Source organism: Rhodococcus sp. ZPP (genome assembly GCF_017656075.1).
GTDB classification, from domain to species: Bacteria; Actinomycetota; Actinomycetes; order Mycobacteriales; family Mycobacteriaceae; genus Rhodococcus_F; species Rhodococcus_F oxybenzonivorans.
The window spans coordinates 720,369-740,006 of sequence record NZ_CP058639.1 but is presented as its reverse complement, the minus strand read 5'-3'; the positions used below and the strand labels follow the sequence as shown (position 1 = coordinate 740,006).

Genomic DNA, 19,638 nt, shown 5'->3' with positions numbered 1-19,638 from the left:
GCAGACCGGTTCACCCCGGCAGGTCGGGCCGGGCTCGGTCAGCGCGCCCGGCGCACCCCGTCCAAGGTGACCTGCACCAGCCGGTGGACCGCTTCCCGGGTGGGAAACCCGGTGGCGGCGGTCAGGGCGTGCAGGCAATACCGCGCCAGTTCGCCGGCGGCGATGTCGTCTCTGAGTTCGCCGGCGCGGGCACCCTCGGCGATCAGGTCCGTGACGAAGTCGGCGAGTTGGTGCTGCGCCCGGCCGACGTACTCACCGCGTTGCAGCGCGGCGGTGTCCACCGTGTGCTCGTGCTCGTGGAGGATCAGGGCGTAGGCCGCGAGCACTGCCCCCAGCCGGTCGGCGGCGCCGCCGACGGTGCGGTCCCGTACCTCGGCGAGCTGCTCGAGGTGACGGAGTATTTGACGTTCGTGCCAAGCGAGGACGATCGCTTGTACGTCGGGGAAGTATTTGTACAGCGTGGCCCGCCCGATACCGGTGTCCTCGGCGATCCGCGACATCGTCACCGCCGCGAGCCCATGGTGGGCGACGAGCGCCGCGGTGGCGTCCAGGACCGCCTCGCGGACGGCTTTGCGATGCTCCTCGATCGTCTCGTTCCACAGCTTCGGCACCCCGCAAGTGTACGCACCGACGCACACAGAACAGTGTGATTTAGACGTGACGTTGTGTATCGTAAAAATCATAGGGCGGCAATTCCTGCTGCTCGGATGGAGGACCCCTCGATGACCGACCCCGCTCCCGGCGCCGATTCCTCCCGACCCGACGGTGACGGTGGTGCCGGTCCTCGGCGTGAACCGACGTCGCGCTGGGTGAAAGTCGTCGGCATCGTCGTCGGAATCCTGCTCGTGCTGGCGATCCTGATGATGGTGTTCGGCGGCGGCAACCATGGCCCCGGTCGCCACCTGTCCGCCGGGACCACCGTCGGCTCTGCCGCGATCAGCGGGGACGTCGACGTCATGCAGGCCGGTGGCGGTTCTGTCGGTGATCGTCTCGGAGTGCGGACGGTCGCTGCGTGAGCATGTCGCCGGGGCTGCGTAAGCTCGCGCGGACCGTGCACATCTGCGCCTCGGTCGGCTGGCTCGGTGCGGTACTCACGTATCTGGCGTTGGCCATCGCCGCGCTGATGAATTTCGGAACGCCGACCGGGCGGGCCCTGTATCCCGCGATGGAACTTCTCGTCTGGACGGTGATCCTCCCGCTCAGTCTGGCATCGCTGGTCACCGGGCTCATCTCGTCGCTGGGCACCCCGTGGGGCCTGCTCCGGCACTATTGGGTGCTGTTCAAACTGGCGCTCAATGTCGGCGCCTCGGCCGTGTTGTGGCTGTACACGCAGACCATCGATTACTCCGCCGCCATCGCCGCGCAAACGACCCTGACCGATGCCGATGTACTCGTGCTGAGGAATCCGACCCACGTGGTCCACGCCGGTGGTGCGGTCCTGGTGTTGCTCGCCGCGACCGTGCTGGCGGTGTACAAGCCACGGGGAATCACCCCGTACGGGTATCGGAGCCGACGTGCGGCGGCGACCCGGTAGCTCACACCGACCTTGGGGCAGCCGGCTATAGAGCCGTCAGTCCAGGCCGATGATCGATGCCCCTCGTTTGGTGAGCCATGCGAGGGGGTCGGTCTTGTCCCCGTCGGGTGTTTCGACTTCGAAGTGCAGGTGCGGCCCGGTCGAATTGCCCCGGTTCCCGATGGTGGCGATCTTCTGGCCGGCTTTCACGCGCTGGCCGACCTCGACGAGGTTGTCGTTGTTGTGGCCGTAGGTGGTGATGGTGCCGTCGTCGTGCCGAATTCGCACCCACAGCCCGTACCCCTGGGCGGGTCCGGCGTTGATGACCTCCCCGTCGGCGACCGCGACGATCGGCGCGCCCAACGTGTTGGCGATATCGATGCCGCCGTGATCGCGCCCGTCCCCGAAGGGTGAGGTGATCGTGCCGGACGACGGTGCCACGAACGCGCGGCTCCCGGGCCGATTCCAGGTCTTCGGTTGCGGTGCCGGCGCCGGGTCTTCCTGCGCCGCGCCAGCTTCCTCGTCGTGCGGATCCGTCCCGTCACTGGGGTGAGTCTCATCAAGGGTTTCGGTGCCGTCAGGAGTTTCAGTTCCTTCGAGAGATTCGGTGCCGTCGAGAGATTCGGTGCCATCGAGCGTTTCGGTGCCATCGAGCGTTTCGGTGCCATCGAGAGACTCGGTGCCATCGAGCGTTTCGGTGCCATCGTGGACACCGGTCTCGTCGTGGCCCTCGGTCTCGGTCCCGATGCCCGCGCCGGTTTCGGGGGACACCTCCGCCGCCCCCTCGGCCAGTGCTTCCGTCGACGGCGTCATCGGCTCGACCGTGGTCTCTTGTGGTGCAGTGGTCGCGCCGGCCGGTGTGCTGGGCCCCTCCGGGGAGGTCTCGTACTGCGGTGCGGTGGAATCGGTTGCCGCGGGAGGCGCGCTGGCTGCTCCGGGCGCCTCGGGATCCTCCGCGGCCGTGGATTCATCGACCGCGGCGGCGGTCTCACCCGACGGTTCGGTGGAGGTTCCGGAGAGGTCCGGCGGCGCCGAGATCGGTGGCGACGCACCGGTGGGAGGGTCGTATTCGAGGGCAGCGAGCAATCTCGGGCCGATGCTCGCGTCGATGCTGTCGAGTTCATCGGTGCAGGCGCTCAGGGCACCGCCGATGCCGGGTTCGCCGTGCGCCGCCCACGCTCCCAGGCAACTCGTGAGCATCTGCTGGGTGGCCAGAGCGTCCTCGAGGGATCCGTTGGCCTGCGCGTTCTGCAGGCTGGTGGAGGCTATGTTCGCCACCTTCTGCCAGAGGCTGGGGTCGACGATGACCACGTCCGGGTCGGCGGTATCCGCGGTCATGGTCAGCGCATTGGCGACCGCGGCCGCGAACGACGACGGCGCGGACACGTGGGTGGCGGATGCGGTCGGCGCACCGGCGAGAAAGAGCGCGGCGGTGGCGGTCGATCCACCGACGACCAGCGCGGTAAGTCTCTTACGTGCGGCGAAAGCGCCTGTTGTGCCTCGCATCGCGGTCCCTTCTGAAATTCACGCTCCGACGATGAACGGGTCAACCGAACGAACGAGGCGGCGCGAGTAAGTCAAGACGACACGCCGTAACGTTAGTGCATTTCCTTCCCTTCAGTGCCGATAATGTTCTTCTTTCCCACGGCTTACATCAGACACATCAGTCAGATCGGTAGCACGACGTTGCTGACGAACTCGTCCCGGAGCCAGGCGATGAACAGATCCCACGCTCCGGTCAGCAGAGCGAGCCCGACCACGATGAGGGCGATCCCACCGACGATTTGGATGGTCCGCGAGTGCTGGCGCAACCAGGCCGCCCCGGCGATGGCCCTGGTCGAGCCGAAGGCGAGCAGGATGAAGGGCAATCCCAGGCCGGCGCAGTAGGCGATGATCAACACCACACCCCTCGCGGCCGTGGCGCCTTCGGTTCCGGCACTGACGGACAGGACGCCGGCGAGAGTCGGCCCGAGGCAGGGTGTCCAGCCCAGCGCGAAGACCGCCCCGAGCAGTGGTGCGCCGGCGAGGTGCCCTACCCGTCGGGGACGGGGCCAAACGGGGCCGGGTGTCCTTCTGTAGTGCCGGGATCAGTCCGATGAACGCCAACCCCATGACGATGGTGATGACGCCGCCGAGGCGTTGGAGCAGTTCCCGGTTCAGTTGCAGGACGCTGATCAGTCCGAAGACCGAGGCGGTGGCGAGGACGAAGACGACCGTGAAGCCGGTGACGAACAGAAGGGCGGCGCCGGTGACCCGGATCCTGGCCGCGGTTCTCACCCGGGTGTCGCCGGCCGGGTCGGTGGAGGTTTCGGCTCCGGCGATTCCGGCCAGGTAGGACAGGTATCCCGGAACGAGGGGAATGCAGCACGGCGAGGCGAAGGAGACCAGCCCGGCCAGGGCAGCAGCCCCGAGCGCCAGGAGCATGGGTCCGGTGGCGGCGGCGGTCTGAAAGCTGGTGCCGACTTCTTGAGCGAGCAGGTTCATGATTCGGCCGCTATTCGTTCGATCACCGGCTGCAGGTCCTCGGTGAGCAGGGCCCGCAGGTAGACGGCGGCGACCTTGTGATCGCGGTCCAGGATCAGGGTGGAGGGGATGACGCTGGTGGGGTAGCTTCCGCCGAGGGCGAGCAGGGTGCGCATAGGTGGGTCGTAGATGGAGGGATAGGACACGGCGTTGGCGGTAACGAAGTCCTGCGCCTTGTCGCGGTGCGGGTCGCGCACGTTGATGCCGAGGAACTGCACGCCGAGGTCCTTGGTCGCGGTGAACGCACGCTCGAGGTCGTCGGCCTCGCTGCGGCAGGGGGCGCACCATTGCCCCCACAGGTTGATCACCACGACCTTCCCGGCGTAATCGGCGAGCGAGACAGATTCGTCGGTCATCAACTCGGGGCCAGTCAGCGGGCCGATGGACCCGCGGACGTCGGGTGGGTCGTAGAAGATGTCCGTCTGGCCGCCGGGGGCGACGAAGTCGAAGGTGCCGCCCTGGGCGACGGCGTCCGCGCCGGTGGCGCATGCCGTCGCGGTGAGCAGGGCCGTGCAGGCTGCGGCGAGGACGGCTCTGCGGTGGACCGGCCGCCGCCGCGGCCTCGGGGTGCTCATGAGGACAACTCGCTGACGGCTCGGTGGATTTGGGTGGGATCGTCGAAGACCGCAGGCGTGGTGATGCGGTGAATCGAGCCGTCCGGGCGGAGCAGGAAACTCATCGGTAGTACCGGCGGTGCGGCGAGCGCGCCGCGCAGCGCGGCGGTGTCGGTGTCGCCGAAGGACGGGTAGTGCGCCCCCAGTTCGGTCAGCAGCGCGAGTGCGGCGGTGGCGCTGTCTTCGACATCGACGCCGACGACGCGGACCGCACCCGGGGTGTGGGCGTATGCCTCGAGGACGGGAATCTCCTCCCGGCACGGTCCACACCAGGAGGCCCACAGGTTGATCAGGGTCGGCTCCCCGTTCAGGACAGCACCGAGATCGACCTCGGCGGCCGAGCCGAGGCAACGGGCGCGGATACCGCCGAGCGGTCCGCTGGACGCCTCGGTGTCCGGCACCGCCTTGGCGGTCGGGCACGGCTGGAGCGCCGCCGTCGCGGCGAGCCGGTCCAGTTCGGCCTGATTACTTCCGCGGCCGGTCTCGGGAGAGGACAACCCGGTCGAGAGGTCCTGGTCCGCTTGTCGTGGCCAGAGGGCGACTATCAGCACGACGATCACGGCCAAGACCGGCACCAGCCAGCGAACACCGACCGGCATGGGACGGCTCATGTCGTGGTTCTCGAAAATCCGTAGGCTGCTACGAGGACATCATCCTCGAGCACATCTCGCACATCTGGCACATCTGCCCGTTCATCATCATCATCTGGCAGTCCCACCATGCTTGCAGGTTGCCCAACATCTCCAGCATCGCTTCCACTCCCATTCGTCGATCGATGACCGTTTCCGACACCAAAATACGTAGTACGTACGTAGATAGTAGATCAAGCGTGGTTTCGTCCGTTGCCGCAGGTGGGCGGACGCCGAGCCGACGCACCGGCACGGGGTCGGCGTCGTACTCTGGGACGACGAAGACGGCGGGAGACGGCAATGCGGGTGCGCGGGTTCGGGGAACTCGAAGCGGTGGTGATGGAACGGCTGTGGGATCGAGAGGAAGCGACCACGGTGCGTGAGGTGTTCGACGACATGAGCCGGGACCGGGAGATTGCGTACACCACGGTGATGTCGACGATGGACAACCTGCACCGCAAGGGCTGGCTCGAGCGCGAGCGCAGCGGCAAGGCGTTCCGGTACTGGCCCACCCTGACCCGGGAGGAGCACAGCGCCCGGTTGATGCGGGAGGCCTTCCACTCCGGCGGCAGGTCGGATGTGGTCTTGACCCACTTCTTCGAGCAGATGAGCGAGGAGGAGGCCGCCGGTCTTCGGGTGGCGTTGCAGCGGATGGCCGCCGACGAGGACGCCGCCCGATGATGAGCGCAGCGGCGTGTTTCCTGCTGTTCAGTGGGATCGTGGCCGTTGTCGGTCCCCCGGTGCTGCGGCGCCTGACCCATGGCGGCCTCGCCCCGCGACTGGGCGTGCTCGCCTGGACTGCGGCGATCGCCGCCGTGGTGCTCTCATGGGCGATGGCCGCACTGCTGGTTGTGTCCGATCTGCTCCGGTACCGGACTCTTCCCGGCGGCTCGATGATCGGGGCGTGCCTGGCCCGCCTGCAGGAGACGGTCGGTGGCGCCGACACCGTCTTCGAGATGGTGGGAGTCGCGGTCGCCGCGGCGGTAGTGTCGGCCACCGCGTGGATCGGTGGCCGACTCGTTGTGGGTCTGGTGCGTCTGCGGATGCACACCCACGGACACGCCCGCCGCGCCCGCCTGATCGGCCGCCGGGTGCCCGGCGTCGATGCGATGGTCATCGACAACGCCGAGCGCGTCGCCTACTGCGCCGCAGGACGCCCACACGCCGTGGTGATCACCACCGCCGCCCTCGCGGCCCTCGACGACCGGCAGGTCCAGGCCGTCCTCGCGCACGAACGGGCCCATCTGGCCGGACATCACGCGCAGATACTCGCCGTCCTGCGGGTACTGGCCGCCGCCCTGCCCGGCATCACCGTGTTCACCGCCGGCGCGATCGAGGTGGCTCGCCTGCTGGAGATGTGCGCCGACGACTCCGCCGCCCGCGGGCACGGCTCGCGGACCCTGCTCACCGGTCTGATCGCGTTGTCCGCTCCGGCGCAGGTCCCCGATGGTGCCCTCGGCGCCGGCAACATCGCCCTCCTGGACCGGGCCGGACGACTGGCCTCCCCACCGCCGCGGTCGGCGAAGATGCGGGTGCAGGTGTTGTCGGCGGCCGTGGCCGCCGCACTGAGCGCCGCCCCGATCGTTCTGGCCGTACTCGAGGTGACCGGAAACATGTGGTGCCTCCCGGCGGCTTGGTGACCAGCGGGGATCAACACCGCGCACCCACATCCCCGAGTTATCTGGACCAACGCCCAGGTCATGGCTGCTACAGTCGGGAAATTGTGACGGCTCTTGCGATACGCCCCCCGCGTATGCGGACGGTAGTTGCGGTCGCCGCTGTCCTATATCTGCTCGCGCACACGATCGCCCAGTGCGGCATCTTCCTCGCGCACGGTCACGAGGGCGAGGACGTCCACGTCTCCTCCTCGTCAGCCCTTCCGGCCGATGAACTCACGCCCGGGCACGCGCACGTCGACGACGGATCGACCCACGTGTCCCACGAGGCGCACACCGTCGTCGCGATGCCCCGGGCCGACAATCCGCTCCGCCCGCTGACCATCGCCGCGGTCGTCGCGATGGCACTGGCGGTGGTGCTGGTGGTGCTGTCGGCGCCGCGCACTCCGCGGGCCCCGCCGGACGTGCCCATCCCCATCCGGCCCGGCCGGACCGTCTTGAACGAACTCTGTATCAACAGGTGCTGATCAGCAGCCCGCAGGCCATCTGAGGACTTTCCCTCGTGGCCCAGCTCGCGCTGCCCATCACTCACCCACTGCTCTTGTCGCAGTCACATACAGGGATTTCTTTTCATCATGAACAGTGCTGTTCCTGCCACCCTCGTTCCACCCTCCTCCTCCGCCGCCCCGCTGCCGGCCGACGCTCACCGGTGCCCGCAACCGAGCACCATGGTCGGCAACACTCCCGTGCTGTGGATCGGTGAACCGTTCGCCGATTCCGGCCGCGGCTTCTGGGCGAAACTCGAAGGCAGCAATCCCGGCGGGATGAAAGACCGCCCCGCCCTACACATGGTCGAGAAGGCGAAGGCGCGCGGTGACCTCGCCCCCGGGGCAACGATCATCGAATCCACCAGCGGAACCCTCGGCCTGGGCCTGGCGTTGGCCGGGATCACCCATCACCATCCCGTCACCCTGGTCACCGACCCCGGTCTGGAACCGATCGTGCACCGGATGCTCGCCGCCTACGGCGCCCACGTCGAATTGGTCACCACCCCCCATCCCACCGGCGGCTGGCAGCAGGCCCGGCGCGAGAAGGTCGCCGAACTCCTCGCTGCCCATCCCGGGTCGTGGTGCCCGGATCAATACACCAACCCTGACAATGTCGAGGCGTACGAGTCGCTCGCGCACGAACTCATCGCCCAGCTCGGCCGCGTCGACACGCTGGTGTGCTCGGTGGGCACCGGCGGGCACTCCGCCGGTGTGGCCCGGGTGCTGCGCCAGTTCAACCCCGACCTGAAACTGGTCGGCGTCGACACCGTCGGATCGACCATCTTCGGGCAACCCGCCAGTACCCGGCTGATGCGCGGGCTCGGCTCGAGCATCTATCCCGACAACATCGACTATCCCGCGTTCGACGAGGTGCACTGGGTGGCCCCGCACGAGGCGGTGTGGTCGTGCCGCACCCTGGCCGCCACCCACCACGCCAGCGGCGGCTGGAGCGTCGGCGCCGTCGCGTTGACCGCCGGGTGGATCGCCCGCACCAGCCCACCGGACACCCGGGTCGCGGCGGTCTTCCCCGACGGTCCGCAACGCTACTTCGACACCATCTACAACGACGACTACTGCGCCGAGCACGGCCTGCTGAACGCGAACCCGCCGACCGAGCCGGCGACCATCGACCACCCGACCGACCAGATCGTGCAGTCCTGGACCCGGTGCGCCACCGTGGTCGATCCCACAGAGAGCGTTTCATGAACAACCTTCTGACCCAGTTCCGCAGCTTCGACCGGCCCGCCCAGGTGCTGATGGTCAACCAGTTCTCCATCAACGTGGGCTTTTACATGCTGATGCCGTATCTGGCCGGGTACCTGGCCGGACCCCTGGGTCTGGCGGCGTGGGCGGTCGGCCTGGTGCTGGGTATGCGGAACTTCTCCCAGCAGGGAATGTTCCTGCTCGGCGGCACCCTCGCCGACCGCCTCGGCTACAAACCGCTGATCGTCGCCGGCTGCCTGCTGCGGGTCGCCGGGTTCGTGCTGCTCGCGGCCGTGGAATCGCTGCCGGCGATCCTGCTCGCCTCGGTGGCCACCGGGTTCGCCGGGGCGCTGTTCAATCCGGCGGTGCGGGCGTATCTGGCCGCCGACGCGGGGCCACGGCGGGTCGAGGCGTTCGCGGTGTTCAACGTGTTCTATCAGGCCGGGATTCTGCTGGGCCCGTTGATCGGCCTCGCCCTGACCACCCTCGATTTCCGGGTCACCGCGCTGGCCGCGGCCGCGGTCTTCGCCGTGCTGACGATCGTGCAGATCTGGGCGCTGCCCGCGCACAAGGCCGCAACGCCCACGGCCAAGACGTCGGTCCTCGAGGACTGGCGGGTGGTGGTCGCCAACCGGCCCTTCGTGCTGTTCGCGCTGGCGATGATCGGGTCCTACGTGCTCTCGTTCCAGATCTATCTGGCGCTGCCCCTGCAGGCGGCGGTGGTGGTCGGCGACGGCCGGTCCGACACCGCCCTGGTGACCTCGCTGTTCGTGGTCTCGGGGGTGGTGGCGATCGCCGGGCAGCTGCGGATCACGTCCTGGTTCTCCCGCCGGTGGGGTTCGGGACGGTCCCTGGTGGTCGGCATGGCGATCATGGCGCTGGCGTTCCTGCCGCTGATCGCGCTACCGGGCCCGGCCACCCTCGGTGGGTGGGCCGCCGCCGGCGCCCTGGTACTGACCGCCGCCCTGTTGGCGGTCGGCACCGCCGCGGTGTTTCCGTTCGAGATGGACACCGTCGTCGCCCTCTCCGGCGGCCGGCTCGTGGCCACCCATTACGGCTTCTACAACACCGTCGTCGGCGTGGGGATCCTGCTCGGCAACCTGGGCACCGGTGCCGTCTTCGGGATCCTGCGCGATGCGGAACTGGGTGCGCTGATCTGGGTGGCGTTGACCGGTGTCGGGGCGGTGTGTGTGGTCGCCCTGTACCTGCTCGACCGCTCCGCCCGGCTCGACCCGCCACCGACCGAACCGGCTGTGACCGAGACCGACGAGGTACCGGCCGCGAGCTAGCAGCCGGGTTTACGACCTGGTCAGGCCCCCACGCCAACCCATCTACTATGCAACTACGTAGATTGGGTGGGGTGCTCGGCCGAGGTGTCCCGTGCCCTCCGCTGCGTCCGAACAGGAGTTGTGCATGATCGAACCGTTTCCCGGCGCCGCCCGCCTGTCGCGCCGGAACTTTCTGACGCTGGCCGGCCTGGGGGTAGCGGCGACGGCGGCCGCGTGCAGCAGGGGCGGCGGCGCCGCAGCGGTGTCCACCCCTGTCGGCCCCGACTCGGCGGCGGTGCGGGCGGCCGAGCAGGTCCGCCGAGCCAATATCGGGACCGGGAACACGGTCCGCGCCTCGCTGCAGGCCCGGCCGACCCGGATCGACCTGGGTGGTGTGCAGGTCGATACCTGGGCCTACGGCGACCGGATCCCCGGCCGGGAAATCCGGCTGCGACGCGGGGATCTGCTCCGCGCCGAGCTGAGCAACGACCTACCGGCCGAGTCGACCATCCACTGGCACGGCCTCGCGTTGCGCAACGACATGGACGGGGTGCCCGGGTTGACCCAGTCCGCCATCGCCCCGCACAGCCCGTTCACCTACGAGTTCCTCGCCCCGGACGCCGGCACCCACTGGCTTCACCCCCACGTCGGGATGCAGTTCGACCGGGGCCTCTACGCCCCGGTCATCGTGGAAGACCCCGCCGAAGGCGCCGATTACGACCTCGAGGCCGTTCTGGTGCTCGATGACTGGCTCGACGGGGTGGCCGGCGGCAGCCCGGACCAGCAACTCGACGCCCTGCGCCGGGGCGGGATGCCGATGAGCGGCATGGGCCACGGCGGCATGAGCGGGATGGGGATGGGGGCACCGGTCGATCCGGGGAACCCGCTCGGCGCCGACACCGGCGACGTGCAGTACCCCTACTACCTGATCAACGGCACCCTCGGCGCCGACCCGTTCACGGTGCGGGCCCGCCCCGGTCAGCGGGTGCGGCTGCGGATCATCAACGCCGGCGCGGACACCGCGTTCCGCCTCGCCGTCGGTGGCCATCAGCTGACCGTCACCCACAGCGACGGATATCCGGTGCAGCCGGTCACCGGGTCATCGCTGCTGATCGGTATGGGTGAGCGGTTCGATGCGATCGTCACCCTCGGTGACGGGGTTTTCCCCCTCGTCGCCTCCGCCGAGGGCAAGCAGGGGCAGGGGTTCGCGGTGATCCGCACCGGGGCCGGCGGGCGACTCGACCCGGGTGTGCGGCCTGCCGAGCTCGACGCACCCCCGATCACCGGCCTGGTGCTGCGCGCCCGCGAGGATGTTCGGCTCGACCGCCGGGCCCCGGACCGGGTGCACGAGCTGATGCTGGGGATGGACATGTCCGGGTATCGGTGGACGATCAACGGCGCCGCCTACGGCGAGCACACCCCGCTCGAGATCAGCCAAGGTCAGCGGGTGCGGCTGCGGTTCGTCAACCAGACCATGATGTTTCATCCCATGCACCTGCACGGGCACACCTTCCAGGTCGTCGACGGCCAGGGCGCCGGTCCCCGCAAGGACACCACCCTGGTGCTGCCGAACCAGAGCGTCGAGGTCGACCTCGATGCGGACAACCCCGGTCAGTGGCTGGTGCACTGCCACAACCTCTATCACGGTGAGGCCGGGATGATGACCACCCTGTCCTACACCGAATAACCCCCTGTCACACCGACATCCGAGATGCACTGTCGGTGCGCCCCTGATTTCCCCGTTCCTCTCCTCGCGTACAGAATGAGACCTGAAGATGCCTGCCCACCGGATCACCCGCACCCTGCTGCCCACCGCCGCCGCTGCCCTGCTCCTGCTCACCGGCTGCACCTCCGGGGCCGACGAGGCCACGAAACCCGACACCTCCGTGCCCACAGTCGATTTCAACCCCGAACTGTCCCATGTGCACGGGCTGCACGTGGGTAAGGACGGCACCGTGCTGGCCGGCACGCACACGGGTATCTTCGCCATCGACGCCTCCGGTTCCACCTCCCGAGTCGGCGCCTCCGATGACGACTTCATGGGGTTGACCGGCGTCCCGAACACCGACAACCTCTACGCCTCCGGTCACCCCGGGCCCGCCAGTTTCGCTGCCAACCCGCTGGGGCTGCGCAGCAGCACGGACCGGGGGGTGAGTTGGATGGACCGCTCCCTGGCCGGGGAGGTCGATTTCCACGTCCTGACCACGGACGGCCGGGTCCTGGTCGGCCACGACGGCACCGAGGGGCTGCTCGTCTCGACCGACGGCGGCACCACCTGGACCCCGGGCGCGACACTGGTCGCCGGCGCGCTGGCGATCAACGACAGCGGGGTGTGGGCGGTGACCCCGGCGGGTCTCGAACACAGCACCACCGCCGCCCGCACGTTCTCGCCCGTACCGAACGCCCCACGCCTGGTGATGCTCGCCGGCGCCGGGGATGCGCTGTGGGGGATCGACGAGGACGGATACGCCTGGCGCAGCCGCGAAGGACAGGACTGGGAAAAACGCTCTCAGGTCGGCACCGTCGATGCGTTGACCGCCGCCAACTACGACACCGCCTACGCCGCCACCTCGCAGGCGCTCTACACCCTGAACTGACCCGGCATGCCCACCGCCGCCCGACTTCTGCTTCGCGGCCTCGCCCTGGTGCTGGCCACGCTCGCGCTGACGGTCGCCGGGGCGGGGGTGGCCAGCGCCCATCCCACCCTGCTGTTCACCGACCCCGGGCCGGACACCGCGGTCGCCGCTCCCCCGCAGTCGATCACGTTGATGTTCAACGAGCCGGTCACTCCCGGGTCGCCGGCGATCGTCGTCACCGACAGCGGCGACCGAACGGTGCCGATGGGAGTCGCCGAGACCGCCCGGGACGGGCGTGTGCTGACCGCCCGCCCGGCCGAGGCGCTGGCACCGGGCACCTACACCGTGCGCTGGCAGGTGACCGGCGCCGACGGTGATCTGGTCGAGCAGGATTTCCGGTTCGCGGTCGGTCTCGCTCTGACCGGCGCCGCAAGCGCGGGCGACGGCGGGTCGACGTCCTGGCGTGATGCTGCGTTGCGGTGGTTGCTGTTCCTCGGGCTCGCCCTCGCGTTCGGTGGCCTGATCGCCGAACGCGTCACCATCACCGCCCGGCGAGAGGATCCGGCGCTGCCGGCGCTGCGGTCCCCGGTGCCGGCCGGCGCCCTCCTCGGGTTGGCCGGCGTCCTCGGACTCGGCGCGGCACTGGCCGCATCCGCGGGCACGGTGAGTGTGATGTGGCAGGAACGTGCGGGCCTGGTTTTGCTCACCGAGGCCGCCGGATTGGTGGTGGCCGCCGCGCTGGCCTCTACCGGGCGGCGGGGGTGGGCGGCGGTGCCGCTGGTCCTGGTGATCGCCGCGGAAGGGGTGCGCTCGCACGCCAATCTCGCCTCACCCGGGTGGGGTGGCGCGCTGACCGCGATTCATCTGGCGGCCGCCGCGATCTGGGTGGGCGCCCTGCTGCACACCGCCCGCGCGGTGCTGGCCTGGTGGAGTGAGCGGGCCGCGGTGCGGTGGGTGGTGGCGGGATACATCCGGGTGGCGGTGTGGTCCTTCCTGGTCGTCGTCGCTACCGGCACCGTCACCGCCCTGCAACTGATCCCGGTCTCCGCCCTGCTGTCCACCGCCTACGGTCAGGTGCTGGTGATCAAACTGGTGCTGGTCGCCGCCGCCTCCGCGGCCGCGCTGACCGCCCGGTGGTCGCTACGCGCCCCGGAGCGGCTCCCCGCCGTGCGGAATCGGATTCGTGCCGAAAGCGTGCTGTTGATCGCGGTCCTGGCGGCCAGCGCCGCCCTGGTCTCCACCACCCCGGCCGACAACTCCCAGCAACCCGGTCCCCCGCCGCCGGTAGGACCGGTCCTGCCTGAGCCTGCCCCCTTGGAGTGGACACCCCTGACAATGGTTCTAGTAGAGCCAGGAGGGATGTCGAAGTGGGACGCCAGTCTCTGTATACGGAGGAATTCCGGAAAGACGCGATTGCGCTGTACCGCGCGGCCGACGGCCAGCGCACATACGCGGCGGTCGCCGCGGACCTGGGCATCAGTGGCGAAACGCTACGGACGTGGGTCCGCAAGGACACCGCCCGCAATGGACGCCCGGAGGCCCGCAGCACCGCCGGTGGGGAAACCCAAGCGGACGAGCTCGCGCGGCTGCGGGCAGAGAACGCCCGGTTACGCGGTGCCGAGAAGGAATGGCAGCTCGAACGCGAGATCCTGCGCCGGGCAGCCGCGTATTTCGCGAAAGAGGTGAAGTGAAGACCCGCCGCTGGGACTTCATCTCCGACCATCGCGCCGAGTTCGGCGTGCAGCGGCTGTGCCGGGTGCTGGGAACCTCCCGCTCCGGTTACTACCGGCACCTGGCCACCGAGGATGCTCGCGCCGAGCACACGGCGGAGGAGGCTGCGACAGTCGCCGAGATCCGCGCCATCCATGGCGAGCACCGCAGCGCCTACGGTGCCCCGCGCGTTCACGCCGAACTCCGCTCCCGCGGACGCAAGATCAACCGCAAACGGGTGACCCGGCTGATGCGAATCCACCACGTGGTGGGCCGGCACCTGCGCCGCAGCAAGCGCACAACTATCGCCGACAAGTCGGCTCCGTCGGTGCCGGATCTGGTGATGCGGGACTTCACCGCTACGGCTGTAGATACCAAGTGGTGTGGGGACATCACTTACATTCCGGTGGGATCCTCGTGGTTGTTCTTGGCCACGGTGATCGACATCTGCTCACGCCGGGTGGTGGGCTGGTCCATCGCCGACCACATGCGCACCGATCTCGTCACGGACGCGATCGAGATGGCGGTGCGCACCCGCGGTGGTGACGTCGGTGGCGTCATCTTCCACAGTGACCGCGGAACGCAGTACACCGCAGCAGCTTTTGTCGATGTATGCCGCCGTCATGGGATCCGCCCGAGTCGAGGACGGGTCGGGTCAAGTTACGATAATGCTCTCGCCGAGTCGTTCTTCCAGGGACTCAAGAGGGAGTGGCTGCACGGACGGAGTTGGACGTCGAAATCGCAGGCACGGCTGGAGCTGTTCGAGTGGCTCTCGTACTTCAATCGGCGTCGCCGTCACTCCGCCCTCGGATACCTCACCCCGGTGGAGTTCGAACAACGACTGATCGTGTCGTCTACGCTGTCAGTCGCCGCATGAAATCCGGTGTCCACCTTCAAGGGGCAACCTCACCTGCCGCTGGGAACCCTCGCCGGGCAGGTCGGGGTGTCGGTCGCCGCCAGCGACGGGCAACTGGTGGTGCGGTTGTCCACTCCGCGGCGCGGCGACTACTACGCCCCCGAACCGGGCCAGGACTTCACCCTGACCGGGCGGATCGCCGCCGCGGGAGGCGACGACAGCGCCCTCGCCCTGCGGGGGTGCGGGCCGGGATGTTTCGTTGCGCCGGCCACCTGGCAGGGCGGGGACAACGTGCTCACCCTCGGCGTGGCCGCGGCGGGCTGGCGGGGCGACACGGTCAGTCTGCTCGTGCCCTGGCCGACCTCACCCGGCGGCGCCGACCTGGCCCGCGCCGTGGCCGCGACCCGCGCCGAGGGCGAGCTGACCGTGTACGAGTCGGTGACCAGCGACACCACCACCACTGCGCCCGAGCCGCAGCGACTCGACCTGCCCGCCGACTTCTTCCTGGCCCAGGAGCCGTACGCCGATGGCACCGCCCCGCTGGCCGTCCGGTTGCCGCACCAGGATGGGACCGTGCGGTTGGCGCTCGGCTATCCGGCCGCCGGGATGACTGTGCTGCTGACCCTCGATGGCGCCGGCCGGATCAGCGAGGAAACGCTCACCGACACCAAACATCTCGTCACCCGCAGATTCCTCTACCCGGAACCCGGCGGGCCATGAGCGGCGGGCGATCGCATCAGGTCGGGACACCACCCGGCCCGCAACCGGCCGGTGGCGCTGGCTCCGGCGGCACCGTGACCCGGTCGTGCCCTTCACCGCGTCGACCTCGACCCCGGGTCAGTAACATCATGGCTGTGAAAGCGCTGGGTACGACGCCGACGCCGCAGCACCTGCTGCGGCTGGCCGCTGTCGTCGCGGTGCTCTTCGGTGTCCTCCTCATGCATTCCTCCCCGCTGCTCGACCACTCGGGCATGCACCCCACCGCGTCGGGGCATCATTCCGGTGCGCCGGCACATGCGCACGACGGCGCCGCGGTGCCGGTGGCCCTCGGGGATATTCCCGTCGCACTGGCCGGGACCGGGTGTGAGGGCACCGACTGCAGCGACCACACGGGCCTGCATCTGTGCATGTCCGTGATGACGATCGCCGCGGCGCTGGTCCTCGCCCGCTGGTACGCCACCGCCACCACCGGGCAGACCGCGGTCCCCGGTCTGCGGGCCCTGCTGCGTCACCGCGCCGGCCGGGCGCCGCCGTGGACGACTCCCACCCTCGCGCAACTGTCGGTGTTGCGGGTGTGACAGGTGACCCACGTCAGGTGGGTCACCCATGCAGACGTCTCTCACGCACGCCTGCTTCACCTTTCACACACCGACTTTTCGAGGAGTCCTATTCATGTGGTCTTTGCGTTCCCCCCGTGCCCGTGTCGCCCTGTCCGCCGCCGCCGTGTCCGGAGTCCTGTTCCTCGCCGGCTGTAGCGACAACAGCGGCGGCGGCCACGACATGAGTCAAATGTCGAACAACGCCGCGAGTACCACGTCGAGCTCGTCCACCACCACGGGTGCGGTCGCCTTCAATGACGCCGACGTGATGTTCCTGCAGATGATGTATCCCCACCACGCGCAGGCCGTCGAGATGGCGAACATGGCCCTGGGCCGCACCACCAATCCGCAGGTACTCGACCTCGCCAAAAACATTGCCGCAGCCCAGGGACCGGAAATGGAGCAGATGACCGCCCTGCTCGCGCAGCGGGGCCTGACGGTTCCCTCCACCGACGCCAGCGGCGGCATGAGTGGGATGAACCACGGCGGCCCGAGCGGCGCGGCCGAGGGCGGCATGAGCGGGATGATGACACCGGAGCAGATGACCGATCTGGCCGGGAAGAGCGGCGCCGACTTCGACACCGCCTGGCTGAACATGATGATCGAACACCACACCGGGGCGATCGAGATGGCCCAGACCGAGCTGGCCGACGGCGAAAACGCCGAGGCCAAGAAGATGGCTACCGACATCATCGCCGCCCAGCAGGCGGAGATCACCACCATGCAGGCACTGCTGCAGAACTAGCCCGATGAGGGTGGGACCGCGGCCCTTCCCGGTCCCACCCTCCTCCCCTACGCACGCACAGCGTGCACCCCACCCTTTTTTTCGGCCCCCGCTTCGCCGCCGCCTCGCCGGTATGGAGGAACCCCATGAACACTCGCCCGCCACGTCGGACCCCGGTCCTGCTCGCCCTGGCGATCCTGATCGCAGTTCTGGCCGCCTGCGCCCCGTCCGGAACCGGATCATCCTCGCCGAGCGGCGACGCGAATCCGGCCGCCCCGCCAGCCCCCACGATCACCATCGATCCCGCCGATGGAGCCGACACCGTCAACCCCGCGGACCCGGTGTCGGTCGACACGACCGGTGGGACCCTCGAATCGGTCACGATGACCAACAACGAAGGCAGAGTCATCGAGGGCATCTTCACCCCCGACCGCATCGCCTGGAAACCCGGAATCCCCCTGGGATACGGCAAGACCTACACCATCACCGCCGCCGCACTCCACGACGACGGCACCCGCACCGAGCGGACCAGCACCTTCTCCACCGTGCGACCGGGCAACCTCACCAAACCGACCTTCGTGACCTCGGGCGGAAATCTCCTCACCGACGGCGGCACCTTCGGCATCGGAATCGTCATCGTCACCCACTTCGACGAGCCGATCACCGACCGCGCCGCCGCCGAGAAAACGCTGACCGTGGAAACCACCCCGCCGGTGCAGGGATCCTGGCACTGGGCCGACGATCAGAACGTGCACTGGCGGCCCCAGAACTACTACACCCCCGGCACCACGGTCACCGCCCGCGCCAACGTCTACGGCGTCGACCTCGGCGGCGGACTGTTCGGTCAGGAGGATGCCGCCACCTCGTTCACCATCGGCGACGCCCACATCTCCATCGCCGACGACATCACCAAACAGATCACCGTCACCAACAACGGGGAAGTCGTGCGCACCATGCCCACCTCGATGGGCATGGGCGGCAGCGAAACCATCAACGGGCAAACCCTGACGTTCTGGACCCAGCCCGGCATTTACACCGTCATCGACAAGGCCAACCCGGTCATCATGGATTCCTCGACCTATGGGCTACCGGTCAATTCGAGGCTCGGCTACAAGGAAACGATCAACTACGCCACCCGCATCAGCAACGACGGCATCTACCTCCACGAACTCGAGGACACCATCTGGGCGCAGGGCAACACCAACGTCTCCCACGGCTGCCTGAACCTCAGCCGAGCCCACGCCCAATGGTTCTACGACTTCTCCGTCCCCGGCGACATCGTCGAAGTCCGCAACACCGGTGGGGCACCGCTCGAGCTGTGGCAGAACGGCGACTGGAGTGTGCCCTGGGATCAATGGGTGGCCGGAAGCGCGCTGGCGTGACCCCACCGTCCTGGGTGCCGCGCACCTACACCGCCTACACCGCCGTAGTGGACGGCTCGGGCGGTGGGCCAGCCCAAGGCGACGGTGCCGGCCTGAGCCCCTCCGCCAGCGACACCTCCGCCAGAACCCCGCGCCGCGGGAACCGGTGGGTGCCAACGATCCTGCACGATCGCCGAGTCCTCGCCACCGTGGCGGTGCTGGCCGCGCTGGCAGTGGCCGCCGCCCTCGTACCCCGCCCCCCGATCTCCGTGGTGCGGGACTGGGCGGAGTCGATGGGCCCGGCGTTCGTGGTGGTGTTCTTCCTGACCCAGGCGGTGCTGACGATAGCCCCGGTGCCGCGCACGGTGTTCACTCTCAGCGCCGGGCTGTTGTTCGGCCCCGCCGCCGGGGTCGCCGTCACGATCGCCGCCACCACGGTCAGCGCCGTGCTGGCGCTACTGCTGGTGCGCACGCTCGGCCGCACCGCCGTACAGGCGCGGCTCACGCACCCCGCGGTCAAGGCCATCGATGCCCGGTTGGCCCGGCGGGGATGGCTCGCGGTCGGATCCCTGCGGCTCATCGCCCCGGCACCGTTCGCCCTGGTCAACTACTGCTCCGGGCTCTCCGCAGTGCGCCTGCTGCCCTACACCGCCGCCACCGTGGTCGGGATTCTGCCGGGCACGGTCGCGGTGGTGTTACTCGGGGACGCATTGACCGGACAAACGAATCCGGCACTGATGGCGGTGACCGCGGTCTGCGTGACGGCCGGGGTAGCGGGATTGCTGGTCGACACCCGCCTGCCCGTGTCACGCACCGCGGACTCCCAGTAGACGATCACGCCGCCGATACTCCGCGCGGTCGATCGCACCGCTGGCGGAGCGGTCAGGTTCTCCACGTCCCCACATGAACTGGGGTAACACCGAAAGCCGCCGACCTGCGGTGCGTCAGATTGCCTGAGTCGCACTGTTCGACTTCGACTCATTGAATCTGATTCGCGCGGAATCCGTATGCGTGCCGTCCGACCGATTGCACTCGGTCGGCAGGTCCGACGCAGAGGACGTCGCCCGCGACCAGGGTGACCTCGCATCAGATTCGCTGAGCCAGGCATCAGATAGACCGTCGGGCGCATCACATTTGCTGAGTATGAGTCGCCGCCGAAATGTCAGTGGTGGTTCGTC

The 19,638-nt window shown here is 68.8% G+C and carries 18 protein-coding genes and 3 pseudogenes; 16 read left to right on the top strand and 5 right to left on the bottom strand.

Translation table 11 applies throughout. From position 1 onward, the window contains the following. Positions 1-38 precede the first annotated feature (38 nt). Positions 39-611 (bottom strand): TetR/AcrR family transcriptional regulator, encoded by a 573-nt coding sequence (locus HYG77_RS34690; RefSeq protein ID WP_208964090.1) that lies wholly within the window; start codon positions 609-611, stop codon positions 39-41. Between the two features lie 111 nt (positions 612-722). Between HYG77_RS34690 and HYG77_RS34685 the strand changes: the two genes are divergently transcribed. Continuing rightward, a complete protein-coding gene (locus HYG77_RS34685; protein ID WP_208964304.1) occupies positions 723-1,016 on the top strand; it encodes a hypothetical protein in 294 nt (97 codons plus the stop codon). 2 nt (positions 1,017-1,018) lie between these two features. Then, positions 1,019-1,534 carry a DUF2269 domain-containing protein gene (locus HYG77_RS34680; RefSeq protein WP_208964282.1) on the top strand — a complete coding sequence of 172 codons (516 nt, stop codon included), beginning with the start codon at positions 1,019-1,021 and terminating at the stop codon, positions 1,532-1,534. A gap of 36 nt (positions 1,535-1,570) precedes the next feature. Here HYG77_RS34680 and HYG77_RS41065 read toward each other — a convergent pair. The 4 genes and pseudogenes from HYG77_RS41065 to HYG77_RS34660 all read right to left on the bottom strand — a co-directional run. Then, a pseudogene (locus HYG77_RS41065) lies at positions 1,571-1,972 on the bottom strand (M23 family metallopeptidase); the annotation flags it as partial. Between the two features lie 1,208 nt (positions 1,973-3,180). Further along, positions 3,181-3,997, bottom strand: a pseudogene (locus HYG77_RS34670) (cytochrome c biogenesis protein CcdA). Next, positions 3,994-4,611, bottom strand: a complete 618-nt coding sequence (locus HYG77_RS34665; RefSeq protein ID WP_208964089.1) for a TlpA disulfide reductase family protein — start codon at positions 4,609-4,611, stop codon at positions 3,994-3,996. The pseudogene HYG77_RS34670 and the gene HYG77_RS34665 overlap by 4 nt, the downstream one beginning before the upstream one ends. Beyond that, positions 4,608-5,261, bottom strand: a complete 654-nt coding sequence (locus HYG77_RS34660; protein ID WP_244461502.1) for a TlpA disulfide reductase family protein — start codon at positions 5,259-5,261, stop codon at positions 4,608-4,610. Before HYG77_RS34660 ends, HYG77_RS34665 begins: the two co-directional genes overlap by 4 nt. A gap of 318 nt (positions 5,262-5,579) precedes the next feature. On the opposite strand from HYG77_RS34660, the gene HYG77_RS34655 reads away from it, so the two are divergent. From HYG77_RS34655 to HYG77_RS34585, 14 genes and pseudogenes are all read left to right on the top strand, one after another. Beyond that, positions 5,580-5,960, top strand: a complete 381-nt coding sequence (locus HYG77_RS34655; RefSeq protein ID WP_208964088.1) for a BlaI/MecI/CopY family transcriptional regulator — start codon at positions 5,580-5,582, stop codon at positions 5,958-5,960. After that, entirely contained in the window at positions 5,957-6,919 is a 963-nt protein-coding gene (locus HYG77_RS34650) for a M56 family metallopeptidase (RefSeq protein ID WP_244461501.1), read from the top strand. Before HYG77_RS34655 ends, HYG77_RS34650 begins: the two co-directional genes overlap by 4 nt. A gap of 113 nt (positions 6,920-7,032) precedes the next feature. After that, positions 7,033-7,422 carry a hypothetical protein gene (locus HYG77_RS34645; protein WP_208964087.1) on the top strand — a complete coding sequence of 130 codons (390 nt, stop codon included), beginning with the start codon at positions 7,033-7,035 and terminating at the stop codon, positions 7,420-7,422. 108 nt (positions 7,423-7,530) lie between these two features. After that, a complete protein-coding gene (locus tag HYG77_RS34640; protein WP_208964086.1) occupies positions 7,531-8,649 on the top strand; it encodes a PLP-dependent cysteine synthase family protein in 1,119 nt (372 codons plus the stop codon). Beyond that, complete coding sequence (locus HYG77_RS34635) at positions 8,646-9,935, top strand: MFS transporter (protein WP_208964085.1); 1,290 nt, start codon at positions 8,646-8,648, stop codon at positions 9,933-9,935. Before HYG77_RS34640 ends, HYG77_RS34635 begins: the two co-directional genes overlap by 4 nt. 124 nt (positions 9,936-10,059) lie before the next feature. After that, on the top strand, positions 10,060-11,601 hold the full coding sequence (locus HYG77_RS34630) for a multicopper oxidase family protein (RefSeq protein WP_208964084.1): 1,542 nt from the start codon (positions 10,060-10,062) through the stop codon (positions 11,599-11,601). Positions 11,602-11,689: 88 nt separating this feature from the next. After that, complete coding sequence (locus HYG77_RS34625) at positions 11,690-12,511, top strand: F510_1955 family glycosylhydrolase (RefSeq protein ID WP_208964083.1); 822 nt, start codon at positions 11,690-11,692, stop codon at positions 12,509-12,511. 6 nt (positions 12,512-12,517) lie between these two features. Continuing rightward, positions 12,518-13,711, top strand: a pseudogene (locus HYG77_RS40195) (copper resistance protein CopC); the annotation flags it as partial. A gap of 146 nt (positions 13,712-13,857) precedes the next feature. After that, positions 13,858-15,077 (top strand): IS3 family transposase gene (locus HYG77_RS34610; RefSeq protein WP_208964082.1). Its coding sequence is split into 2 segments (ribosomal slippage): positions 13,858-14,113 and positions 14,113-15,077, totalling 1,221 coding nucleotides; the frame shifts between segments, so codons are not numbered across the junction. Between the two features lie 6 nt (positions 15,078-15,083). Further along, complete coding sequence (locus HYG77_RS40190) at positions 15,084-15,776, top strand: hypothetical protein (protein ID WP_244461500.1); 693 nt, start codon at positions 15,084-15,086, stop codon at positions 15,774-15,776. 128 nt (positions 15,777-15,904) lie between these two features. After that, positions 15,905-16,354, top strand: coding sequence for a DUF6153 family protein (locus tag HYG77_RS34600; protein ID WP_208964081.1), 450 nt, complete (start codon positions 15,905-15,907; stop codon positions 16,352-16,354). 94 nt (positions 16,355-16,448) lie between these two features. After that, positions 16,449-17,120 (top strand): DUF305 domain-containing protein, encoded by a 672-nt coding sequence (locus HYG77_RS34595; RefSeq protein WP_208964080.1) that lies wholly within the window; start codon positions 16,449-16,451, stop codon positions 17,118-17,120. A gap of 125 nt (positions 17,121-17,245) precedes the next feature. Further along, a complete protein-coding gene (locus tag HYG77_RS34590) occupies positions 17,246-18,481 on the top strand; it encodes an Ig-like domain-containing protein (RefSeq protein WP_208964079.1) in 1,236 nt (411 codons plus the stop codon). Positions 18,482-18,630: 149 nt separating this feature from the next. Beyond that, entirely contained in the window at positions 18,631-19,290 is a 660-nt protein-coding gene (locus tag HYG77_RS34585) for a TVP38/TMEM64 family protein (protein WP_208964278.1), read from the top strand. Positions 19,291-19,638 lie beyond the last annotated feature (348 nt).

Coding starts and splice junctions, on each gene's coding strand:
- HYG77_RS34685 (WP_208964304.1), top strand. CDS start 723: ATGACCGACCCCGCTCCCGGCGCCGATTCCTCCCGACCCGACGGTGAC.
- HYG77_RS34680 (WP_208964282.1), top strand. CDS start 1,019: ATGTCGCCGGGGCTGCGTAAGCTCGCGCGGACCGTGCACATCTGCGCC.
- HYG77_RS34665 (WP_208964089.1), bottom strand. CDS start 4,611: ATGAGCACCCCGAGGCCGCGGCGGCGGCCGGTCCACCGCAGAGCCGTC.
- HYG77_RS34660 (WP_244461502.1), bottom strand. CDS start 5,261: ATGAGCCGTCCCATGCCGGTCGGTGTTCGCTGGCTGGTGCCGGTCTTG.
- HYG77_RS34655 (WP_208964088.1), top strand. CDS start 5,580: ATGCGGGTGCGCGGGTTCGGGGAACTCGAAGCGGTGGTGATGGAACGG.
- HYG77_RS34650 (WP_244461501.1), top strand. CDS start 5,957: ATGATGAGCGCAGCGGCGTGTTTCCTGCTGTTCAGTGGGATCGTGGCC.
- HYG77_RS34645 (WP_208964087.1), top strand. CDS start 7,033: ATGCGGACGGTAGTTGCGGTCGCCGCTGTCCTATATCTGCTCGCGCAC.
- HYG77_RS34640 (WP_208964086.1), top strand. CDS start 7,531: ATGAACAGTGCTGTTCCTGCCACCCTCGTTCCACCCTCCTCCTCCGCC.
- HYG77_RS34635 (WP_208964085.1), top strand. CDS start 8,646: ATGAACAACCTTCTGACCCAGTTCCGCAGCTTCGACCGGCCCGCCCAG.
- HYG77_RS34630 (WP_208964084.1), top strand. CDS start 10,060: ATGATCGAACCGTTTCCCGGCGCCGCCCGCCTGTCGCGCCGGAACTTT.
- HYG77_RS34625 (WP_208964083.1), top strand. CDS start 11,690: ATGCCTGCCCACCGGATCACCCGCACCCTGCTGCCCACCGCCGCCGCT.
- HYG77_RS34600 (WP_208964081.1), top strand. CDS start 15,905: ATGGCTGTGAAAGCGCTGGGTACGACGCCGACGCCGCAGCACCTGCTG.
- HYG77_RS34595 (WP_208964080.1), top strand. CDS start 16,449: ATGTGGTCTTTGCGTTCCCCCCGTGCCCGTGTCGCCCTGTCCGCCGCC.
- HYG77_RS34590 (WP_208964079.1), top strand. CDS start 17,246: ATGAACACTCGCCCGCCACGTCGGACCCCGGTCCTGCTCGCCCTGGCG.